At 43.0% G+C, this 16422-nt stretch carries 16 protein-coding genes and 2 pseudogenes; 9 read left to right on the forward strand and 9 right to left on the reverse strand.

Annotated features, from left to right (window positions below):
* The 6 genes and pseudogenes from BN93_RS10765 to BN93_RS10790 all read left to right on the forward strand — a co-directional run.
* On the forward strand, nucleotides 1-328 hold a 328-nt coding region (locus tag BN93_RS10765; protein WP_019188329.1), incomplete at its 5' end, for a conjugal transfer protein TraO.
* 2 nt (nucleotides 329-330) lie between these two features.
* Nucleotides 331-1186 (forward strand): annotated as a pseudogene (locus tag BN93_RS10770) (toprim domain-containing protein).
* Nucleotides 1187-1206: 20 nt separating this feature from the next.
* The gene (locus tag BN93_RS10775) at nucleotides 1207-1701 is read left to right on the forward strand and encodes a DUF3872 domain-containing protein (RefSeq protein WP_019188330.1); all 495 of its coding nucleotides are present in this window, start codon (nucleotides 1207-1209) and stop codon (nucleotides 1699-1701) included.
* Nucleotides 1673-2185, forward strand: coding sequence for a glycoside hydrolase family protein (locus BN93_RS10780; protein WP_232211171.1), 513 nt, complete (start codon nucleotides 1673-1675; stop codon nucleotides 2183-2185). The genes BN93_RS10775 and BN93_RS10780 overlap by 29 nt, the downstream gene beginning before the upstream one ends.
* Before the next feature lie 455 nt (nucleotides 2186-2640).
* Entirely contained in the window at nucleotides 2641-3105 is a 465-nt protein-coding gene (locus tag BN93_RS10785; RefSeq protein WP_019188332.1) for a hypothetical protein, read from the forward strand.
* A 71-nt stretch (nucleotides 3106-3176) separates the two neighbouring features.
* Nucleotides 3177-6731, forward strand: a complete 3555-nt coding sequence (locus BN93_RS10790) for a hypothetical protein (RefSeq protein WP_019188333.1) — start codon at nucleotides 3177-3179, stop codon at nucleotides 6729-6731.
* Between the two features lie 118 nt (nucleotides 6732-6849).
* Here BN93_RS10790 and BN93_RS10795 read toward each other — a convergent pair whose 3' ends face one another.
* The 7 genes and pseudogenes from BN93_RS10795 to BN93_RS16925 all read right to left on the reverse strand — a co-directional run bounded on the left by BN93_RS10795 (nucleotide 6850) and on the right by BN93_RS16925 (nucleotide 10087).
* On the reverse strand, nucleotides 6850-7074 hold the full coding sequence (locus BN93_RS10795; protein WP_019188334.1) for a hypothetical protein: 225 nt from the start codon (nucleotides 7072-7074) through the stop codon (nucleotides 6850-6852).
* Between the two features lie 4 nt (nucleotides 7075-7078).
* A complete protein-coding gene (locus BN93_RS10800) occupies nucleotides 7079-7333 on the reverse strand; it encodes a hypothetical protein (RefSeq protein ID WP_019188335.1) in 255 nt (84 codons plus the stop codon).
* A 32-nt stretch (nucleotides 7334-7365) separates the two neighbouring features.
* Nucleotides 7366-8640 carry a PcfJ domain-containing protein gene (locus BN93_RS10805; RefSeq protein ID WP_019188336.1) on the reverse strand — a complete coding sequence of 425 codons (1275 nt, stop codon included), beginning with the start codon at nucleotides 8638-8640 and terminating at the stop codon, nucleotides 7366-7368.
* 17 nt (nucleotides 8641-8657) lie between these two features.
* Nucleotides 8658-9188: an antirestriction protein ArdA gene (locus BN93_RS10810; RefSeq protein WP_019188337.1), complete on the reverse strand. Its 531-nt coding sequence runs from the start codon at nucleotides 9186-9188 to the stop codon at nucleotides 8658-8660.
* Nucleotides 9189-9208: 20 nt separating this feature from the next.
* Nucleotides 9209-9621, reverse strand: a pseudogene (locus BN93_RS10815) (PcfK-like family protein).
* A 16-nt stretch (nucleotides 9622-9637) separates the two neighbouring features.
* Nucleotides 9638-9859: a hypothetical protein gene (locus tag BN93_RS10820; RefSeq protein WP_019188339.1), complete on the reverse strand. Its 222-nt coding sequence runs from the start codon at nucleotides 9857-9859 to the stop codon at nucleotides 9638-9640.
* Between the two features lie 81 nt (nucleotides 9860-9940).
* A complete protein-coding gene (locus BN93_RS16925) occupies nucleotides 9941-10087 on the reverse strand; it encodes an ABC transporter permease (RefSeq protein WP_232211172.1) in 147 nt (48 codons plus the stop codon).
* 1835 nt (nucleotides 10088-11922) lie between these two features.
* Here BN93_RS16925 and BN93_RS10830 point away from each other — a divergent pair.
* Complete coding sequence (locus tag BN93_RS10830) at nucleotides 11923-12783, forward strand: FimB/Mfa2 family fimbrial subunit (RefSeq protein ID WP_019188342.1); 861 nt, start codon at nucleotides 11923-11925, stop codon at nucleotides 12781-12783.
* A 117-nt stretch (nucleotides 12784-12900) separates the two neighbouring features.
* On the opposite strand, the gene BN93_RS10835 is transcribed toward BN93_RS10830, so the two are convergent.
* On the reverse strand, nucleotides 12901-13665 hold the full coding sequence (locus BN93_RS10835; RefSeq protein WP_084768801.1) for an acyl-[acyl-carrier-protein] thioesterase: 765 nt from the start codon (nucleotides 13663-13665) through the stop codon (nucleotides 12901-12903).
* A gap of 401 nt (nucleotides 13666-14066) precedes the next feature.
* Nucleotides 14067-15218, reverse strand: coding sequence for an OmpA family protein (locus BN93_RS10840; RefSeq protein ID WP_019188344.1), 1152 nt, complete (start codon nucleotides 15216-15218; stop codon nucleotides 14067-14069).
* A gap of 217 nt (nucleotides 15219-15435) precedes the next feature.
* On the opposite strand from BN93_RS10840, the gene cobU reads away from it, so the two are divergent.
* Both cobU and BN93_RS10850 read left to right on the forward strand, forming a co-directional pair.
* Entirely contained in the window at nucleotides 15436-15966 is a 531-nt protein-coding gene (gene cobU, locus BN93_RS10845) for a bifunctional adenosylcobinamide kinase/adenosylcobinamide-phosphate guanylyltransferase (protein WP_019188345.1), read from the forward strand.
* Between the two features lie 69 nt (nucleotides 15967-16035).
* Nucleotides 16036-16422, forward strand: a 387-nt coding sequence (locus BN93_RS10850; RefSeq protein ID WP_044260618.1) for a nicotinate-nucleotide--dimethylbenzimidazole phosphoribosyltransferase, incomplete at its 3' end; no start/stop codon positions are given.

A 16422-nucleotide genomic window follows, 5' to 3' on the forward strand; every position in this document is an offset into this window, starting at 1 on the left:
TATTCCTGTGGAGCAGTTCACGGGAGAGGGCGGTTTCTTCTGTAATGTGCTTTCGGACGGCAGCAAGACCTTTTTCCTGTCGGCAGGTGTTTCTGCCTTGGCAGGCTATGAGACGGTCAATGGTGGCAAGAAACTGCTCTCCGATGGCTCCACGATACGCAACCAAGACGGTTTTGTCTATGGTGGGGCAATCACCTTACAGGCGGAGACCTATCTGAGCGACCGTCTTGTGCTGCTGCTCTACGGCAGGGAACGCTGCCTATGGGGAGGCTCTACGGGGCATTTCCATGTGCAGTACGGTGTCGGACTGAAAATCATGATGGACTGACAATGGACGCACGACGAATGAGAGAAATCCCCATTGCGGACTTCCTGAACGCGATGGGGGTTCGTCCGGCAAAACAGCGAGGACAAGTCTTGTGGTATTCCGCTCCGTACCGCACAGAGCGGACGCCCTCCTTCAAGGTCGACACCACCAAGAATGTATGGTTCGACTTTGGAACGGGCAAAGGTGGCGACATCTTCGACTTGGCAGGAGCATTCATCGGGAGTGAGGATTTTCTTTTGCGGGCGGCTTTTATCGCAAAGAGCAGGGCGTGTCCGCGTCCTGTTATGACGCAATCGCCAAGGAACAAAGAAAGAGAGCCTGCTTTTGAAGATATTTGGGTGCGTTCCTTGCAGGACAGCAAATTGCTGGGCTATCTGAAAGGACGGGGTATCAATGCCCACATTGCCATAACCAACTGTGAGGAGGTGAGGTACCGTGTACATGGCAAACGATATTATGCTGTCGGTTTCCGCAACAGGAGCGGAGGGATGGAACTGCGTAACCGCTTCTTCGAAGGGGTGCATACCGCCGAAGGACATTTCTTTGAAATGTAATGGTGCAGACGTGTGTGCCGTCTTTGAGGGTTTTATGGATTACCTCTCGGCTATGCAACTCGGCATCATCGCTTCGGACAGGCTTGTGCTTAATTCCGTTTCCAACGTGGAGAAAGCTTTGCAAGTGCTTGGCGACTATCAGAGGATTGAATGCTATCTCGACAACGATGATGCGGGGCGAAGAACTTTTCAAAGATTGCAAGAATGTTTTGGAGAGAAAGTTATTGACCGTTCCTCTCTGTATGCCGACCATAAAGATTTGAATGAGTACCTGCTCTCTTGGCGAGCAGGATTGAATGTATAACGATAAAAAATAACGAACAAATGAGAAAGAAAATTTTTAATATGATTTGGGTAATGGGAGTGCTTACCCTTGCAGGGTTTTGTCTATCTGCTTGTGATAACGAGTTGGATATTCAAACGGCATATCCGTTCAAGTTAGAGACGATGCCTATACCGGGCAGAGTGGCAAAAGGGCAGACCGTGGAGATACGTTGCACGCTCGTACGGCAGGGGCGGTTTGCCGACACGCGCTACAGTATCAGGTATTTCCAATATGATGGTACAGGTGTGCTGCGCATGGATGACGGCACGGTATTCAATCCCAACGACCGTTATCCGCTTAAACGTGAAATGTTCCGTCTCTATTACACCTCCGCTACTACCGATGCGCAGAAGCTCACGGTAACGGTGGAGAGTTCCGACGGACAGGTACAGGAGCTGGAACTTAGTTTCAACAACGACACGAAAAAGGACGAGAGTGGCGGGCAGGGCACTTCGTCAAGAGAGGATGAAAGGCATTTTGGCGGCAGGCGTTAGGCGGATATTTTACTTGTGTCTGCTTGTACTCACTGCTCTTTCCTTGCCTGCACAGCCACGACAACCGCTTTCACGCTTCGAGCGTGCCGTGCGCTGCGTGAAATACCTCGAGGGCTGGCATGGGCGCGGTCGGTATCCATACATCGGTTACGGTCACCGCCTGCTGAAAGGGGAGCGGTTTACGGCAAGTATGACCGAACGGCAGGCGGACTCGCTCCTACGTGCCGACCTGCTCAGCCGATACGCCCTTTTCCGCCGCTTCGGCAAGGATGCCTTGCTCCTGACCGTTCTTTCTTACAATGTGGGCACAGGCACGCTGCTCGGTGGCAGAAACCGTCCCAAAAGCCGACTGATACGGAAACTCGAACGGGGCGACAGAAACATCCTGCCCGAATACCTCTCTTTCTGCCGTTATAAAGGCAAACTTCTGCCCGGACTGCTTAAACGGCGGCGCGTGGAGTTCGCTCTGTTCTATGTTCCCTGATTATATTATGCCCCTTGTGACTTTACTTCACAAGGGGTGTTTTCTTGGTATTTTATTAGTCTTTCCTTTATTGAAAACGAGCCTTGTTTACAGAACAAAATAAACACCATACTGTTGTCGTCCTAAACCTGCAATATTGCATTCTATGTATTCAATTTAGGGGCATCTGTACTTTATTATTTCTTTCAACAAACAAAAGAAGAAAAGATAACCTTTAAAAAATGAAGTTCTCTCTACAGAAAGTTGTGGATATTGTGTAGAATTCATCGCGAAATTTCGTACCTTTGTGATATCACCAATAGCTTTAATCATAAGTGATATGAGCCAAATGAAGAAGAAATCGATGAAGAAATCATCGTAAAAATAATGCTTTCAAGTCAAGGATTCTTTGGATGGCAAACCATCCCCCTTTGTCATTAAAAACAATTAAAACATCAATAATATAAAGTTAAACAATGGAGAAAATTAATATTAAGGCAATTTATAATTTACAGAGATTTTCAATCCTGCAAACAAAACTGAACCCAGCGACCTCTGGATTGATACCGAATTCTTATGCGTATGCATGGTTCGCCAACATTTACCCATGCCTACATGATTCGGATATTCATCATGATTTAAAAGAATGTTTTGCAACAAAAGAAAAGCAAGTAAAATTAATTGCAGAAATTGCAGATAAAAATTGGTTGAACAAAAAGAATCTCACTTATTATGAGTATGAGAAATTATTTTGCGAAGATGATAAATATAAAGGCTATAATATTGGTCGAGTAGAACTTCTTTCTACCTTTAGATACTTTTATCTTGAAGGTATTTTTGATGGTGATTTTTGGAGAAAATTATTAGAAGAGAGTGAATACCCGATTGAAGCAGGTTGCATAACAAATGAATTCAGTCAAACTGATTTATGCCTACTTTAGTAGGACTTTTTTGATGTTATAGGTTGGATTAGCTTCTTCATTTCATATGATTTTCGAATTCATAAAATAAAATGGCTATATATAATCAAGGAAAGCTAGCAGGAATTGTTGGGTACAAACAATTGTATCCAAACGGAGAAATATACCCTCTCGAGAAACTCCTTACTGGATTACCGCGTATCTGGGCTATTAGGTTAGTTTCAAATATGCAGAATAAGTTGGTTGGTAAGCCTTTCTATAATCCTGATTTCAAAGATGAGGAAACGACTCAGATTGATGTGCCGAGATTTTTCTTTGGCCCTAATAATTTAGACCAGTTACTTGATGTAATCCACAGGTATAAGGCCTACTCCACACAGGAGACAGAGAAAAAGCGACAACCTATGGAATATGCAACAGGTAGCGAAACACCGCTGCTTTTGTTGAAATACATTATGTCGATGCAGGAAAGTGATGGCTCTGATCACATTGTGCAACTAGAGAAAAAACTATATACAGCGTTTTTAATAGCCAACGAATTTACTCTTAATAGAAATCAAGGAGAAGCACCATACAAGCTAGAAGATGATTTGGAACTGTATTTAGCCTGTCTCTTGATGTCAAGGTATACGTACAATGACTTTATAAATCAGGAATCAGACATTAACGAATTAGTAAGAAATCAGAATATCCGAACTGGCAAGTTCTTCAATTTTGTGTCACAGCATCCTCAACTCAAAGACTTATATGATGAATTTCTACAAGTATATGGTCTTATATCATGGAAAGATTATTTGAGAACATATTGGAGTATTCTGGCTTTAGCCAGATATAAAACTGGTGTTATTAACTTTGAACGACTTAGGGATGAAGATGAACTTCTATCTGAGCAAATAGTGGATAAAGATTCCATTGACATTCATGAAGTAATCTCCTTGGAAGATAATGTAGACTATCAGGCTTTTAGAGAGAAACCATTTATTAAGATTGCACCTCACGAATATGCTGTCATAGATGTTTCATTTATGATTTATAGGATGTTTGACGGGCTATATTTCATATTCAATGATTTGTGGCAATGTAAACACCCAGATAATACGCAGGGCTTTAATACGATTTTCACAACAGAGTTTTCGGAAGGGACCGTATTGGTGAATTGCCTGAAGGAAGTAGCTAACACGCATGGATGGTTATCGCTTACTGACAATGAATGTAAGAGTATCGTTCCTGAGAGGAAATTAAGTTCTCCTCCGGATTTTTATATTCGAGACGGAAAGGATGTTATACTGTTTGAATGCAAGGATGTTAAGATACCTAAAGAGGTCAAGGCAGAAGGAACTATCCAACAGCTCTTAGATGAAGTTGATAAGGACTCTGTTGGTTATCATGACACAAAGAAAAACAAATGGCGTTATAAAGGTGTTGGACAGCTCGTGCGGAATGCTAAAAGGATTTTAGAAGGAGAATTTATCTGGGATAAAAATGTAGATAAAAATAACAGGATATTCCTGGTGCTGGTATTGGCTGATGGAAGGCAAGTAGACGCAGGGTGGAAAAACTACTTGCAAAGAAAGATGCGTGAAGAGTGCATTCGGCAGGAAACAGATTATAAGAAAATATGTCCGCTGATATTAACGGATTTGGGAACTATTACCTTTTATAAGGGCAACTTTAAAAAGTCCGGATTCCTACAATATTTTATCAGCTATTATGAGAAAACGACCTTTAATCCCTCGACAATTAGTATTGGAGATACGATAACAAATGTTATGAATCAAACCATGTCATTCAGTAGATATATGAATGGTGAGAGGCTTTTGGATAGCGAAGAATTGAGAAAAGATGTAATGAGCGCAATAACTAAACGACCAAAACAGTTGGGACACCACTCTTATGTCACTAAGACGGTAGAATACACCGACCTATTTGACGATAATACTAAAGAATCGGTGTCATACCTCAATGGCATAAATAAACGGTGGCTGATTGAAGGTGTAGTTCATATGATAAGTGTAGATGGTTTTGATAGTTTCTCGATGAATGCAGAGCACGGGCTGTTAGTTATGTTTCAAGATTATCGGGAAAAACCTGAAGTTAAACGACTTTTCCGTCGATTAAAAGCACAAGAAGAAAAATTTAATGGTACTTGGCTGACATTGATTAATCATCAGGCACTTTATCGTCTATTAACAAAAGTATTGAGACTTCCCAATGAAAAAGAAGGTATAGGTGAGAGTTTTGAGGCATACGAAGCATTGCTGAAAGCCATTTTGGTGGAGAACAGTATGGAGATGCAGCGTGAAAAAGAAATCTTGGTAGGGATAGATGGTGACACAGATATTCGGGATGCAAAGATTATTATGCAGCAGGATGTACTGAATATCGACCTATTTGGTGAGAATAAGAAGGAACTGGAAAAAGCACAGATTCTTAAGTTTATGACATTAACCGAATTTGGGAAAGAACACAAAGAGGTGGGTGAAGCCATCAGAAGGGTGGTGAATAAATATGAATTTCCGAATGAGATCACTTATATGCTGGTGGCACAAATGCCTCTGGCTATTTATCATGATAAAGAGAATTTTAAGGAGGGACTTTATTATATACGCCAGCAAGATTATGAGCAGACCAAATCATTACAGCTATGGAATGAGTTCGTAAAATACATTTCAGACAAATGTATTGATATTTGGGATACGGAGAAGATGGGGACAATCTTTGCTGAAAAGGAGTTATTGGATAACACTTGTTTCAGAAAGTATCCTGTATTGAAGATGTCAAAAGAAGAATACTTAATAGTATCGCAACCGTACTATACGCATTTATTGTTCGATGGCTTTTGGTGGAGTGTGAAAGAAGAATTAAAGCTGGTTTCTTCAGAAGAAGCCATTATGAACTTGCTGACAAAAGAATTCTCAGAAGAGAAATTGTTCTATGAGTTGGTAAAACTTATGATAGGCGACAAGCGTATTCAAATTTACAATAATTATTGTTTTGAGGCGCAACAATCAGCACCTGATATCGCTATCAAAACACGACATCATTTGTTTATGTTTGAATATAAAGACATGAGGGTTAATCGAAAAGTCGCAGATGGGGGGAATATGAATCAGATGATGGATTTTATTGATAATCGGCTCAATAAAAAGAAAGGGGAAACTGGTGGAAACAAAGGCTTACCACAATTGGTAAGCAACATGGAAGATTTTTTCACGGGGAAAGCTCCATGGAAAGAGTATTATGGGAAAGGAAAGGTAATAGTACACCCAATAATTGTTATTAATAGTCGATTATTTGGTGTGCGTGGGATTAACTATATAATGCAGCATAAGTTGCAACAGCGAATACTTGAAAGTGAGATTCTGCGAGAACATATTGATGAAATTGAAGATTTGCTGATAGTAGATTATGACATGATGATATTAGTTGCGTCGTGGTCGTATAAGAACTTTCGGAAATTCCATAATCTTCTGTATGGTTATCAAACTTATGTGAGAAAAGGACGAGACATTGTAACACGATGTACATCCTACCGGCATTATGTGATGAATAAATGGGAATTGGAGAAGACAAAGAAAGATGAAAAGAAGTTTGGATATAATTATAAAAAAGTGCTTAAAGCTATGCTTAGTCAAGACTTAATCTGAAATCTCCATTCGCAGAATTGATACTCGAGGTTTCTTTGCTCCTTTCTTTTCCGCCTTTTCCCTGCTCAAGAAAGAAAGGAGCGGGCGGCGGATGTGTCGCCCGTTCGTACACTGTCGTTTACTCCTTTTGAATAGTTATTCGCATGGTCTTTACTTCAGAGTGTTTGTCAAACGCCCAGTTTACTTCCTCATCTGGCAGAGTGCTGTGAATGTTTCCACCCATCACCAACCCATAATCTTGCAGAACTTTCTGCCGTGCATCTTCCTTGCTATCGGCAAGGACTTCAAATATGCCCTTGAAAATATATTGCGTTCGTACTCTGTAAATCCGTTTCTTCTTCATACATCTAAAACTTTGCCATTAATAATCTGTGCTCCATTGGCTCACCATTCGATAACTTACGATGTGTTAACCAAAAATGATGTTTACCATATCCATAGACAAAGAACTTGTCGAGTTCCGTTTCTTCGGCAATCTTATGGATTGCATCTTTCAATTCTTCCTTGTTGGTAGACAAGGTTATAGCGTTGATAACCCTAACGAGAATGTGGGGTACCTCATTTGCCCAGTTGCATACGATGCTCTCTATTTCTACTTTCATTGCTGTGATAATTTGGTGGTTTATATTTTTCTTTATGCTGTTGCCTTCATTCTTTGGCGGATTAACCTGCTATTGGCATTCACAAGATTTACTATCTGCTCGTGGTACTCCGTATTCTTGTTGCACACGCCACGACTTTGCACTACTTTTAAGGTTTGCAGCGATACTTCGATAGTCTCTATCCGCCTGCCCTCAATGGTTGCCGAAAGGATAAGAGAGTCTTCTTTGAGGTAGTATCTATTTGAAAACACACAATGATGCATAGCTGCCCCTTCTTCCAAATGCTCTTGCACACTCTCCAATACGTGGACTAGGATTGTGCCGTCCGTGAAATGGATACCGAAGAACTTGGATTTGAGTTCTTGGAAACGTTTTTCATCTTCGATTGCCTTTTGCCATTTTCTCTCGATTTCTTCTTTTTCTCTTTGCCTGCGTATTTTGTCTTCTATGCGGTCGTGCTCGGCCTTAAGGTCTTTGGCGCAAAGGTACTTCGGACAGCGAACGTCCTTGCCCAACCTGCAGAGCATATCCACATAATCGCACCATAAGGAAATGTCTTTTATCTCATACCCGTTACGAACGGCAATCTTATACGACTGCCAATAGGCTTCAAATGCCCTTGTGTTGTTGAGGAAATAGCGCAAATGGTCTATGCGTCCTGCCTTGATGAGAGTTTCCGCACGGCTGTCGGTGAGTAGTGCCGGGATAAGGGCAATGGGTGCGATTTGGTGAAAATCGTCCTTAAAGCCGTTCCTGCGGAGTGTGTCCGTTACCTTGAACTTGGGGTATATGGGTGCACAAGCCACGTAATGGTAGACTTCGTTGTCGTTTCGCACTGCCATTGGCGAATAGAAAGAGAACGTGTCCACGTAATGCCCCAATATGCGTTGAACGGCTATCACGACCTTTCGCCCTTGCCCGTTCCACCAATACTGTCCGATTTCGATTGTCTCATATTTCGCCTTATAACCTTTCTCCATGCTCACTACTATCAGGAACATACGCAACACTTGGTATGTTCCGCAGGTAGTGAGGATAGTGAAGTATTGCTTCTGCTGTAATTTGCGCCCATAGGTTTCCTCAACCTGCAACCTTGCCCCACAATGGGGGCAGGTGCAAGTTTGGGCAGGTTTTTCTATTATCCAACTATGTCCGCAGTCCATACACGTAGTATGACCTTTGGGTAATCGGTAGGCAAAGTGGCCGATGCACTCACGAAATGCCCACTTGCTTTGCGTCTTGGTAATGGGGCGCAAATGCTTGCTTTCAGCAAGCACAGCCTTTTCAAATCTGTTCCTCGGTTTCATACTCTTTCCTCCTTGCTTTATTCGTTACGAAATACATAGCCGTTCTTATACCAATAGTCCGTGTCGAAAAGGTCATCGGCATATTTTGAAAAATCGAAGTAGCTCAATGCAAAATCGGACAAGTCGTTTTCCATTTTCACAAGTTCTTCTGCAAATTCCTCCTTGCTTGCATAACTGCCGATATAGGCGGATTGGAAAGACTTCACAAGGTCGTAAGCGTTTTGTGTGAGTTTGGTGTTATTACCCTCCGCCCATGTCCAAAAGGCTTCTTTCTCCGTGTCGTTCAGTCTATCCAACTCGTCTCGAAGTTCAAAGAAATTTTCTTCCAAATTGCTCTCGTCTATCAGACTATCGGGAATGTTCTCCCAATCTTGGAACATATATTCGGGTTCTTCCTCGTCTTCGTGTATCTCGGCACAATACTCCAGAAAGCCGTCCAAATCGTAGAAATCCGAAAGGCTTACCCACTCGCCCTGCAAAGTGCCGTTGTTGTACTTGGCATAAGTGCCTACGTAAATCCGTGCTTCGTTCAAGTCCATTGCTTCCATATTGCGATATTGTCTAAGGGTTAAAAATCAAATAGTGAAGGTTGTACAACCTTATTTTCCGTTTTCTTGGTACGCTCGCTGTGGTTGCGCATCTTGGCAAGCTGCTCGCGTTGGTACTGCTCAATGGCTTGCCTGCGTGCTTCCGCCTTTTCCTCGTCTGTGAGCTGTACCACGTGGTTTACGGCTATGTGACAATTAAGGGGCTTGCCAACGTCGATATTATCCTCGTCAAAATAATGCACTGACTGCGAATATATCTCCCCGTCTGAAAAGCCTGCACATCCGCTGTTTTCACGTAGTTGAGAATATAGGTAATGCAGTCGTCGATGTTCTTGCCCTCCTTGCGGTAGCTTACTGCAAAGAGTTCGTCTTCGGCTGCCCTATTGTCCAAATAGGCTTGAATGGTTCGTTTGAAATGGTCGGTTGCTTTCATTGTCGTATGATTTTAATTAAACGATAGCTTGCATAATTTGCATTCTGTGTTGGGGACTGACCATTTCAAAGCAGAATGCGATAAACTTTTTTCTTGCTTCTCTGCGCAACTCCTTGTACAAGGTTTTCAGTTGCGAATGGTTGCCGTTGATGTAGGTTTCATACATATACTCGAAGATATTGTCCACTTCGTAGTATCTGCATTGCTGGCTGGGTGTCTTGCTGTGTCTTGTTATCATCTTGATTTATGTTTATAGGGTGAATATCCAAAGAATAAGGGCGAAAAGACTTACGAGGGTGAGCACGTAGAGGACTATTGCTCAAAGGGTGCGGAGAACGCCTGCGACGATTTCCGCAAGTAAACCGACAACCACACCAACCGCCCCAAAGGCGATGCTAAGAACGCTTGTGAGCAGCAGGCGGAGGGTTGTGCGCAAGGCTCGGTGAATGTTGATTGATTTTTCCATTTTGTTCGGGTTTTAATATTTAATGCGGATCCAAGAGCTTGAGGGAGTTGAGTTTCACTGCTTATCTGTCTCTCGTTTATCCGACATTTTTTTTATGCGTCTTCCTGTCGCATCGGTCGTTTTCGTTTCAGGTGCCCAACAAAGGTAGGGATGAGCGAATGCAAGGTTTTTGAGGGAAAATACTACCCGAAGCAAAATGCAGTGGAGCGTAGGCGTGGAGATTTTCTCCAAAACCGAAGGCTCCGACCTTGCAGCAGCGTAACATCCCGGAATTACCTTTGCGCCTGAACGGGGACGACCAGCGGATGCGATACGGTGGAGACCGCATCGAAATGGAGGTAAACGGAAAAGAGACAGATTCGGATGAAAAAGTAAAAAATCTGATTGCATGCCATACCATCAGATAGTAAAAAGCGTAATGAAGCGGGCATGTAAAAGCCACCTATAGAAGACAAAGACGGAAGAGGAAAGGTACGAAGTCTGCCTTTGGGGCTTGCTGCGATGGGCAGGCGTGTACTTTTCCTACGGCTTTGTCAGACAAGACAAGTCGGAGGTAGACGGGTGAGGGATTTATCACCACCTGAATAGCTCCGACTTCTCCGACGACAAACAATGCGGCTTTTACTACCGCCTCCAAGAGAAGGAAAAACATCGAAAAAGAAAAATCTGAAAAATTGTCTTGCAGAAATCCATACTTTAGAAAGTATGGCCGATACACAGAAAAGTGGCAGGACGCAGATTTGCCGAAATCCTTTTCGACAGGCAGCTCCCTGCCTCTTTTCGTCGGTCATGAAAGGCAGGAATGTGTTATGCCCGATAGCGAAGTTTACGAAGAGAGGGCATAACACATTCCTGCCGAAGATGAGAAGGATTTCAGCAAGACAATTAAACCATCGAAATGACAATAGAAAAGTCTGCCCGATAAGAAAAAATAAGTTTTTCTTTGGTCGGACAGCGCATTTTATTTATCTTTGCATCAATAACAAGAGTTGTTTGAAACGACAGCAAATCAAGGAAGTTCGGGGAATTTGAGTAGTAACCAAATCGTAACCCTTTTCCTTTTTTCAATTTTATAAGTACTTATAATCAAAGAGTTACAAAGAACCGACTCTTTTAGTACCTAAAATGCCACTTTTCAATGGTCATTTTGCCCTTTTGCGCCAAGTTTTAATGGGTCAGAAAGGTTTTGTTTATACAATTGCAATGTATTTTTATGCTTTTCATCTCGCATTTAGCAGCATTTTACCTTGCGTTTAGCCCCAAAATGCACTGCGTTTAGCCCCAAAATGCACTGCGTTTAGCCCCAAAATGCACTGCGTTTAGCCCCAAAATGCACTGCATTTAGCATCAAAACGTACTGTTTTTAGCGGCAAAACGCCGAGAAGTTGGTGCAAATGACGGTATTCTTAAATAAAAATTCATTTTGTCGCATTCACAATCTTACCCTATTTGGCATCAAAACAAACCTTCACGAGAATCGATTTTTTGCGGCAAGGTGAGCAACTGATGGGCTGAAAGGGCACTCATAATGTTAAAATTACTACGGAAAATTGTACAAAAAGAATGGTTGTGCCGTATAAACGCGTGTGGGCAACGGGTACGGAAAGAACGTACGCCTATGACCGCCACCATTGGTCTACCTTCTCTTACGCATGAAAAACAACCGCTTATCTCAAACTAGCATTGCTTGATGTTCCGTGCGAGAAAACGACGAAATTACATAACAAACTGAATGATAGTATGGGAAATGTGATTGTTTAGCGAAACAATTCATAATGATACATGGTATTCATCATTTTTTTTACTACTTTTGTAGGTACTAAAACCTACATATCATGACAAACAACAAACGATTGGCATATGTATTTACTTACGTTTTGGCTTTGTTTCTTGTGGCGTGCGAGAAACCATTGGTTGAAAACGAGCATGAAAAAGAGGCGGAGACTGATGGCATAACGCTTATTTTCGAAGCCCCAACTGCTGAGCCCTACGCCGAAATAGGTGAAGCTAGGCCTGCATACGCCATCAAAAATGAGGCCCTAACTCAGTTAAGCGTGAGTGTGTTTAAGGGTGGTAAGCGTGTGAAGAGCGTGCACCTGTCGGCTGATAACGACTTATTTATGAAACCATCCTTGCGACTAGACGATGGTACATATAGCGTTGTGGCTGTGGCTCATGCAGGAATGGGACACGCAACAATCACCAATGCGCAACGAATAACCTTTTACAAGAACAAAATTACCGACACCTATGTATATTGTGGAGAGATAACCGTATCGGGTAAGTCAACCTTCACACTGACCATGAAACGCGTAACTGCCATGTTTCAGCTATCAGTTACCAGCACTTTGCCACAAAACGTGGCACAAGTGGAGTTCAGATACACGGGCGGAAGCAGCACGCTAGATGCTAAAAGCCTTGAAGGCTGCGTAAATTCACGACAAACAGAAACGCGCGAAGTTACAGAAATGATGAGAACCACTCCACCAACATTTGCCATCTACACCTTTCCACGCACCGACAGCGAGGGCTTGAAGATAAAAGTGAGTTTTAATGACAAGAACGGCAACACGCTATACGAGGAGAATTATGAAGAGGTACTAGTGAAGCTTGGCATGAAGACATGCTATAAATGCAACCTACCCAAAGATTTTGTCGATGCCTTATCAAAAGAAGGGTGCATTGTGGAAGAGTGAGGCTAAGCCTGTACTGAAAATCATCATGAATCAGGCAAGCATAAAACTACTCACCTTATACTGAGCAGCGTAATACACACCGCCCATTACAAGATAGGTAGCTGTATGTGGACTTGCTTATCTCTCTACCCATTTCACTGCTACGCGACAAACCTCAGCCGTATCGCCCATTCGCGTACACTTCACAATCTGGTAAAGTTCTTCGCCCTCTGTTATCTCCTCCTTATAATAATGCAGTACATCGCCAAAGTGACTTTCCGCCACGTATGCCACATCTATTCGCCCTACGCGATAGGCGCGATGCCAGGTTTCTGGCTTTAAGTTGAAAAGATGTTCGAGATACTTCACGCTATTGATGTGCCCATTGATGTCTACATCGCTGTAATGAGTTTCTACAGAACCCTCTAAAATCGCCTGTCCGCTCAACTTAACGCGCGAAGATGCAGCAATAGGACATGGCTTTTCTTTATCAACATAATTCACGATACTGCCTTCGTTGATGGCCAAAATGTCGGCGGGCTGTCGTGTTTGCGTGTCTATCATGGCCCAAACACTACGGCCATAGCCATAAACAGCACCCGTTTCTGCATCGGTCATCTTAAAGTTTCGGTTGGTAAAGAAACGCATTACGCCGTCAACCCATGTTTCTACGCTCATGCGCGAGTATTCTTTTGGCAGTTCTTCTAGTTCAAGTGCCAGCCTCGATAGCACCCAGGTCTTGTGGATAGTGTTTAAATAGGTCATGCCAAAGCCCCTGTCATTTGAGTGAAAGTCGGCTGCATTAAGCACATGATTACCTAAATGCCCCACAAAAAGGTGGTGCGTAAAGTCGCAATGGAATGGTTCTATTAAGAATTCGTACTTCCCTATCTTATCTAACATCATACTATGCAGTGGTTTTAACTTATAATAAATAGCATCAAACTTCTCCATATATAACATCTAGGAGTTGTGATGCGCTATGAAAGGGCTGGCGAGTGCTACTAACAAACCATCTGCCCCATTTAACGGCTACAAAGTTAATTAGAAAATATGTTACCCCCCAAGTTTGTTGACAATAAATAAGGCCTTTACACATTTATAGGAATTTAATTGTGCGAAAAGCGGACGGAGAAAAACTGGGGTAAGTAAAAGAGAGAGGCTAGGTAGGTTAGACCTATCGGTTAAAAAGACTTGTTGGACGGGTAGGAGAATTTAAATAAAAAAATACGTACGCCCATAAAAAAGAAAGCCCCGACACTCAAAAGAATGTCGGGACCATTTTTATAACTTAGCTACGAAAATTATTCGCCCTTGCTGCTATCATTGAAAGTAGCAACACGGTTGAACGAAACTTCTTCGAACAGCGTGTCTGTTACACCCATACCCTTAGTGGTAAGGCGGCTAGCAGCAATCTTGTACCTCTTAACAAGTGCGTCCTTAACGGCTTGTGCACGAGCGTTAGAAAGCTTTTGGTTCAGTTCTGCGCTACCTTCGGGAGAAGCATAACCGCGAATTTCAACCTTAGCTTCTGGGTGATTTCTCATGTACGAAGCGATAAGTTCTAGCGGAGCGTACTGTGCAGGGTCGATAACAGCCTTACCTTGACGGAAGAGAACGGTGGGTTGTAGGTTGGTAACCGTTTCCGATTTCACGTTCTTAACGATGGTCTTGGGTTGGTTGTTGCAATCGTCCAAAGCCTTTTGGAGGTCAGAAATCTGACGATCCTTTTCAGCCAAACGACTGTCTTTGTTGCTCAGGTCACCGCGAAGGCTGTTGATTTGAGCGTTCAAGCCATCAATTTCAGCTTGGTCGCGAACTTGTGCAACCGTGAAGTTGTGCGAACCGTTTGAGTTTCCAAAGCGATAAACCAAACCTCCGTTGAGTTGAACGAAAGACTTGTTGATGTTGTATTCTAAACCTTCCTTGCCTTCTCCATTAAGTCTATATATGATAGCGGGCTCAACGTAGAATTGGAATTGCTTGCTAGAACCAAAGTTCAGAGCAAAGTCGATAGCAGCCTTAGAAGTAAGAGCGTTTACGTTTTTCCAATCTTGGTTGTTGAAAGTGTGCAACCAGCCAAGACCATACAAACCGATAACCTCGAACGTACGGGGCTCACCTTTGTAGCCACCAAACCAGTTGCTGAAATTGATGGTTGCCAAAGCAGAGCTGTTAATGAAACGAACAAACGTTCCATGCGACTCTCCTGGCTTGTTAGAGAAGTAAGCGTTGCCTTCAACAGCTACACCAAATACAGGGGTAAAGTAACGGCCAATGCGCAGGCCAGCGTTAGGGTTGAGGTTTTTCAACCAGCTATGACCAGTTGTAACAGTAGAAACACCACCATTAACACCGATGTAGAAATTGTCGAAAGTCTTGCTTTCGGTTACTGTTTGCGCGGAAACAGAGGCTGCCAAAGAAACGGCAGCGAAAAGTGTAAACAACTTTTTCATTCCTGAATAATTAAATTTGACTTATTAAGTTATCTCAATCTAAACGCTTGCAAAGGAAAAGAAAAAAGCTGTAAGCACCAAATAAATTATCAAAAAATAACCATTTTATCCTCTAAATAGTCCAAAATAAGATGGGAATGGGACATAAAATGACCTTAAAAGCGAAATAAAATACACTTTTCAATGTACTCTTTCGTCTTTTTTGTAACTTCGCATCATGAAGAAAGTAATCTTAATTACAGGCGGCCAACGCTCAGGGAAAAGCCTTGCTGCCGAACGCATGGCACTCAATCTCTCGCCAACGCCGGTGTATATGGCCACGGCCCACGCTTGGGACGACGAGTTTAAGCACCGTATTGCGCGGCATCAAGAGCGACGCGGCCCTTGCTGGACCAACATCGAAGAAGAAAAAACACTGAGCAAACACCTATTATATAATAAGGTGGTGGTGGTAGATTGCATCACCCTTTGGTGCACCAACTTCTTCTACGATGCAAGCAACGACACCTCCTCAACTCTTCCCGATGTAGACCGAACACTTGAAGAGCTGAAGGCCGAGTTCGACAAGCTTACAGCACAAGAGGCCACTTTTATCTTCGTTACCAACGAGATAGGAAGTGGCGGAGTAAGCAACAACGCCCTACAACGCCGCTTTACCGACCTACAAGGATGGATGAACCAATATGTAGCAGCTAGGGCCGACGAGGTTTACCTGATGGTTAGCGGCATTGCGGTGAAGATAAAATAGTCACTTTGTCACCCGACACAGCGTTTTTCCAAATCTCTGTCCATTCAACGCTTTCATTTTCACGCGATGATGCACTTCAACATCCCCCCCTTAACGCTAGACGACTCTCTCGTTTGGCAGAAAATAGACAACCTCAACAAGCCCAAAGGTTCGCTGGGGATGCTCGAAACCCTTGCTTATAGAATATGCCGCATACAGCATACGCTATCGCCCACCCTGTCACATCCTTTCCATCTGCTCTTCGCCGCCGACCACGGCATAGAGCAAGAAGGCGTAAGCGTATCGCCAAGAGCAGTAACCTGGCAACAAATGATAAACTTTACGCATGGTGGAGGTGGGGTGAACCTCTTCTGCAAGCAACATGGTTTCGAACTAACACTTGTGGATATGGGGGTAGACCACGACCTATCGGCCCATCCAACAATACTCAACCGCAAGATAGCTAACGGCACGCGC

The organism is Prevotella conceptionensis 9403948, assembly GCF_000312305.1.
Classification (GTDB): Bacteria; Bacteroidota; Bacteroidia; order Bacteroidales; family Bacteroidaceae; genus Prevotella; species Prevotella conceptionensis.